At 53.0% G+C, this 6,345-nt stretch carries 4 protein-coding genes; all 4 read right to left on the bottom strand.

All coding sequences use genetic code 11. The features are described from left to right. The coding region (locus tag ACEW8P_RS01225; protein WP_373511291.1) for a RagB/SusD family nutrient uptake outer membrane protein at positions 1-1,214 on the bottom strand (1,214 nt) is incomplete at its 3' end. A 10-nt stretch (positions 1,215-1,224) separates the two neighbouring features. Next, a complete protein-coding gene (locus tag ACEW8P_RS01220; RefSeq protein WP_373511290.1) occupies positions 1,225-4,593 on the bottom strand; it encodes a SusC/RagA family TonB-linked outer membrane protein in 3,369 nt (1,122 codons plus the stop codon). 199 nt (positions 4,594-4,792) lie between these two features. Beyond that, complete coding sequence (locus tag ACEW8P_RS01215) at positions 4,793-5,848, bottom strand: FecR family protein (RefSeq protein ID WP_373511289.1); 1,056 nt, start codon at positions 5,846-5,848, stop codon at positions 4,793-4,795. Positions 5,849-5,978: 130 nt separating this feature from the next. Then, positions 5,979-6,345, bottom strand: a 367-nt coding sequence (locus tag ACEW8P_RS01210; RefSeq protein WP_373511288.1) for a sigma-70 family RNA polymerase sigma factor, incomplete at its 5' end; no start/stop codon positions are given.

Raw genomic sequence — 6,345 nt, 5'->3', positions numbered from 1 at the left:
GCCCGCTCGCGCACTTTATTGATAGCCTCGTAGGCGGCAGAGTTGGGGCCTTTGTTCAGCTCGTTTTCGGCTTCGGCCTTCATCAGCAGCACGTCGGCGTAGCGGATGTAGTAGAGATTTTGGCCGCCGTTGTTACCCAGCGGCGAATTTCCTCCTTCGTTCAGCCACTTGCCTGTAATCGGCCCCGCGCCGGGAGTACGGGGCGAATCCAATTTATTGCCGTACAGTTCCTGCACAATGCTAATCGACTTCCGCTTATCTCCTTCGGCAAACATGGCGATAAAATCCTTGGTTGGCAGGAAATTCTCCCAGCCGCCACCGATAGAAGTGACACCACCCACTTGTAAATCGCGGGAAGCCACCCAAGTTTGGATTGCCTGGCTCCGTTCGTTTTGCTTGTACTGGATATCGAAGATATTCTCGTTCACCAGCTTACCACTTTTGTCCGGGAAAAGCGCAAACTCGGCGGGTTCCCCAAACAACTTATCGTAATCGGCCACCAGGCCAAACTGGTTGGAATTGATAATCGGATCCACGTTGGCTTTGGCCTTCGCCCAGTCTTTCACGGTCAATTGCACCCTGGCCAGTAAGCCATGAGCCGCCCACTTCGTTACCCGCCCTTTTTCGTCGGCGGGGTAGTCGTCGGGCAGCACCGTAGTGGCCTCGGTCAGATCTTTGATGATCTGGGCGTACACTTCCTCGGGTGAGTTGCGGGTAATACCTTCCAATTCCTCCGGGCCGCTCAACTGGTTCACCAGCAGGGGGACGCCCCCGTAGGTTCGCACCAGATCGAAGTAGTACACCGCGCGGTTGAACTTGCACTCCCCAAGTAACCGATTTTTCAGCGTCTCGTTCATGTCGATGCCGGGAATGCGGGCAATGGCCGTGTTGGCTTTGTTGATTCCCTGGTAGTTCTGCGCCCATATGCCGCCCGCGTCACCGTCGTTGGGGGTGAGGTTGAGGAAATAGGCCAGCGCGCGCTGGTTGTGAGCTCCCTGGAAGGCCTCATCTGTGGTCACCGTGGGGTAGTAGTACTGAATGATGTTGGCAAACAAGTTGGAGTAAGTGGCGTTCGTAGCGGAAACAGCGTCCTTTGCCGTTTTGTAAAAATTGCTCTCGCTCAGGAAAATCTTCGGATTCTCCGTCAGAATATCCTCGCAGGAAACCAGGACGACTGCCGCCGCGACTATGCTTAGTTTTAATAATTTTTTCATGATTGTTTTTTTAAAAGTTCAAAAGAAGACCAATCGTTAGATTTCGGTTGAGGGGGTAACTCGAATCGTCGTAGCCTCGGCGCAGGTTGTCGGTACCCCGGTTGATTTCGGGATCGTAGCCAGGGTAGTTGTCGAACAGCAGCAGGTTGGTACCCGTGGCGTAAATTCTCGCCCCCTGAATCCACTTCAACTTTCCAACTGGTAGATTGTAGGCCAGATTCACGTTACGTAGCCGGAGGAACGAGCCGTCTTTCAGGGCGTCCGATTCCGAAACGGCCGCGATGCTGCGAATGTTGCCCGGGATGGAGGGAATGTCGGTATTGGTGTTCTGAGGCGTCCAGCGATTGGTCAGCGAAGCGTAGGCATTGTAGTCGAAGGCCTGTCCCAGGAAGTAGTCGGCTTCGTTGAAAATCTGGTTGCCGGATACGAACTGGAAGAAGAAAGATAGCTCGATGCCTTTGTAAGAGAAGTTGTTGGTCAGGCCACCGAAAAATTTCGGGTTGGCATCACCGATAATCGTGCGATCGTCGGCAGCCTCGACCTTGCCGTCACCGTCTATGTCCTCGTAACGTCGTCCGCCCGGAAACACGGCGTAGCCGCTCAGGCCCGAGGCGTCGATCTCGGCTTGGTCGTTCCAGATACCGTTTCTTTTCAGACCATAAAAGGCACCCAATGGTTCACCTTCCTTGATGATGCCCGATGGACTAACTCCCGTTCCCGATACACCGGAATTGGTCAGAAAAAATCCTTCGGGGTTGAAGATATCCACCACCGTGTTGCGATTACCGGCAATGTTGAAGCTGGTTTCCCAGCGGAAATCTTTGGTGTTGACATTGGCACTAGTCAGCGAGAATTCCAGGCCGTTGTTCTGCACCTTGCCGAAGTTGCGGAGTGTGTTGTTGAACCCGGTCAGTTGCGGTACCGTCACCTGCACCAGCAAGTCATCGGTGGTTTTGCGGTAGTAGTCGAGGGTGGCGGTCAGTTTGTTATTCAAGAACGAAACATCTACCCCGAAGTCCAGTGAAGTGGTGGTTTCCCAGCGCAGGTTGTCGTTGGACAGGGCGTTGGGGGCAAAACCCGTGACGACGTTCTGGGCCACGCCCAAAATGTACTGGTTACCCCCATTGGCAATCGGCGACAGCGACTGGTAAGGACTGATGGCCTGGTTGCCGATGCGCCCGTAACTGGCTCGCAGTTTCAAGTCTGAAATGGTATTGTTGCCTTGCATGAAATCCTCCTCGATCACGCGCCAGGCCAGGGCGACAGAAGGAAAGAACGACCACTTGTTGTTCTTGGCAAACACCGATGAGCCGTCGGCGCGACCCGATAGGGTCAGCAGGTATTTGTCACGGAAAATGTAGTTGGCCCGTCCCAGCCAAGATTCCAGGCCCGTGTTGCGCAGGGTGGAAGAGGCTTCCAAGCGGGTCGTGGCGGCGTCGATGTTATTGGTCGTGAATTCGTCGGTGGCGAAGCCGTTGACGCGCGTCCTGCGTTGCTTATATTCGTCGGTCTGCCGGGTGTAGCCCGCAAGCAGATTGATCGAGTGCGCGCCGAAAGTCCTCACGTAGTTGAGCGTTTGCTCCGTAAGAATGTTAAAGCTTTGACGGTTCTCGACTGTGGCCGTACCCGCCAGGTCGCGTTGGGCGTAGAGGGTGGAAGGGCTGTAAACGTCGATATCAGTAAACTCCGATTTGATCCCGGCGGCAAGGCGGTAGGTAAGGTCTTTCAGGATTTTCAACTCGCCATAGACATTGCCGATAACGTCCGTGCTACCATTGGTATTGAGCGTCTGCCGCGCCAGGCTCACCGGGTTGTCGTTGGTAAATTCGCTGGTGTAGTTCTGAGTGACGTACTCACCGTTCTGATCACGTACATCCAGCGTAGGATCGTAGCCCAGCACGTTTCGCAGGCTACTGGTGCCGCCGTTCCGGTTGGACTTACTCAACGAGAGCGAGACGCCCGTCTTCAAACGACTATTGACCCGATGGTCGAGGTTCAGCCGCGTCAGGTAGCGCTTGAAACCCGTGTTGATGTAGATGCCCTGCTGGCTGAGGTAGTTGCCAGACAGGTAGAAGTTGGTTTTAGCCGTGCCACCGGAGATCGACAAAGTACTGCTGGTAATCGGGGCGGTACGGAAAATCTCGTCCTGCCAATTGGTACCTGGTCCTACCGCCGATATATTGGGGAAGAAAGGGGAAGCGCCTGTGGAAGCGGCGATATCGTTTTGAAACTCGGCATACTGCCGCGCGTTCATCAGGTCGAGCTTGCGTGTGATGCTCTGAGTGCCCGTGTAGGTGTCAAAGGTAAAATTCGACTTGCCTTCCTTGCCCCGCTTGGTCGTTACCAGAATTACGCCGTTGGATCCCCGTGACCCGTAAATGGCCGTAGCGGAGGCGTCTTTTAGTACCTCGATGGATTCGATGTCGTTGGTATTGATGTTATTCAAATCGCCCGCGCCAATGAAGCCGTCGATTACGATCAGCGGTTCATTACTGGCGTTCAATGAGTTGCTGCCCCGTATTCGGATCGACACGCCCGCTCCCGGTTGGCCGGAGGTGGGCGTGATCTGCACACCGGATACCTTGCCTCGCAGGGCGTCGTCGAAGCGGGCCGTGGCGATCTTGGCTACTTCCTCGCCTTTAATGGAGGCTACCGAACCCGTCAGGTCTTTACGCTCTACCTGCCCGTAGCCGATTACGACCACTTCGCTTAGGGTCTTTTCGTCAACGGCAAGCGTTAGGTCGATCATCGTCCTATTGCCGATCGCTACCTCCTGGCCGATGAAACCCACCGATGAAAAAACCAACGCCTCGGCGTTGTCAGGTACCACCAAGCGGTATTTGCCATTCACATCGGTCGTCGTTCCGGCATTGGTTCCCTTCGCCAGCACACTCACGCCGGGTAGAGGTTCGCTGGTGCTTTGGTCAGTCACGGTACCCGTAATGGTTCGCTCAACGATTTGTTGGAATAGCGGGGTGGGAGCATCATCCAAACGATTGGTCGGAGCTGTGTTTGTAACGATAGGCGTCAGAATAATCCGTCCCCGCATCACCCGGTAACCGACTTGCATGGGGAGCAGGAGTTGGTCGAGGAAGTCGGCAAGACGTTGGTCTTTTGAAAGGACATCGACTTTTCGGTTGGCCCCGATTGCCCGCGAACTGTACACGAACTGCACTTCGTACTTCTGCTCGATCGTGTTTAATACAGAACGCAGTTTAGCGTCTTCAGCTTTCAGTTGAATGGATTGGTCGAGAATATCCTGCGCATGGCCGTCGAAAGCGAGGCAGACGCTGGAAAAAATGGTTCCTATTATAAGTTGTAGAGCGGTTATCTTCATAAGCTTCCGCAAGAGCTTGCGGCTGTGTATGGTTTTTTTCATACTTTTAAAGGTTTTGTTAAAGGTTAGATTAGTTGGCAAAACGGTAGGCCCTGGCTACATCCAACTGGATGTGCCATTCAGTGAGTACATCGCTGAAAAGGGGCGATTGAAGGGGAGCGGTGTTGGTAGCACCGTTCCCTTTTTTATGTGTATTTGGTTAGTCTATCTTCAGTTGGCGGGGTTTAGAGTGGTGGTTTTTTCAAAAATTCGAATCGCAGCCTTGGCCGCTTATCAGGATCGTTGTGCCCTTTACATCATAAGTACCCTGAATGGCGGCACAAATTATGTCGAGTTGGTCATAGAGTTCCAGCCCCGAGAGCCTGGCGGTGAGCGGACAAACCCCAAGGGATTTTTTCTCCATCTCGATTTTTATACTATATCCCGCCTCTAATCTCTGTAATACTTCGATCAGGGGGCTGTCATCAAAGTCAAAATTGACCTCAGTCCCGGTTTCGGGTAGCGGTACGGGTTTCTCGACCAAACTCGTCAGAAACAGCTTGTCTTTCGCCGAAAACCTGACGCGGTGGTTGGCCGCGAGCACCACACCATTTCCCTTCTTGCTAGATGGCCCGATCTTATTCGTGCCCCTGTCGCTTTCGTACACTGATACCTTGCCCGTTCTGACCGAAACCTCGACCGAGGCTTGGTCGGCTGGGGCGTTTACCAAAAAACTAGTACCCAAAACTCGGGTGGTAATTTGTCCCGCGTTCACCAAAAAGGGGCGCTCCGGGTTTTCACTCACTTCAAAAAACGCCTCCCCGCTTAGGTGCACCTCGCGCACTTTGGCTGTAAAGTGGTCAGGATACTTCAATTCGCTCCCAACGCTAAGCAAGGCACGACTGCTGTCTTCAAAGACTACCGATATCTTTCCGGCAGAGTTATTGACGATTGTCTTCATCTCCTCGACCATTTGCTGAGCGATTGGAGCAGACGTTTGTTTCTTGCTTACGGTACTTCGGTAGGATTGGTAACTGAATAACATCATCAAACCAACGGCCGCTGCCACACCCAGTTTGAATATGTTACCTCGCCAAAATGGCAGATTCGAGGCCAGGCTACGAACTTCTCGACCCAGAGAAGCTTCCTGCAACGCACGCCAGAGCCGTTCTTCAATCTCCTTCCGTTCGTGAACGGTAAGCGAGCGCGGTTCTTCGTCCAGTAGTGCATACCATTGTTCCACTACCTGGCATTCTGCCGCCGTGGCGTCTCCATTTTGGTATTTTTTCAGCAGGATAGCGAAAGCAGTTCGACTCATTGTTTAGCAGGGGATGGTATATGATCTGTCGTACTCACGGCCGGAAGCCGCAAGAACGTTTTACCGATTCTTTGAAAGTTTATATAATTGACGGAAAATGGAAGTCGTTTCTTTAAAAAGTGCAACAAGATTACTGGCACAATAACAAGAAAATTATTGTAGGCAAGAAGTCTTTCAGTTGCTGGCGCATCGCTTGGAGTGATCGCGTGATGTGGTACTCGACCGTTCGCTCGGGAATGCCGAGGGTCTGGGAGATTTCGCGCGTGGAACGGAATTCGAGTCGGCTCAATCGAAAAATCCGCCCGGTTTTTTCGGGAAGGTCACGGAGTACTTTGTCAAAAATCTGGATGATTTCCTGGAAGTCAGATTCCTCTTCTGGAGAGGGCGCATCCTCTATACTTTTCGCCAATTCGTATTCTCGATAGCGCTCGGCTAGTGTTTGGGTTCGGTAGTGGTCGATGATCCGATATTTGAGGGCGTTGGTCAGGTACCCCCCC

Source organism: Persicitalea sp. (genome assembly GCF_041751555.1).
GTDB lineage: Bacteria > Bacteroidota > Bacteroidia > Cytophagales > Spirosomataceae > Persicitalea.
Note: the sequence above shows the minus strand (reverse complement) of the source record. Positions and strands in the feature narration are given on the sequence as shown.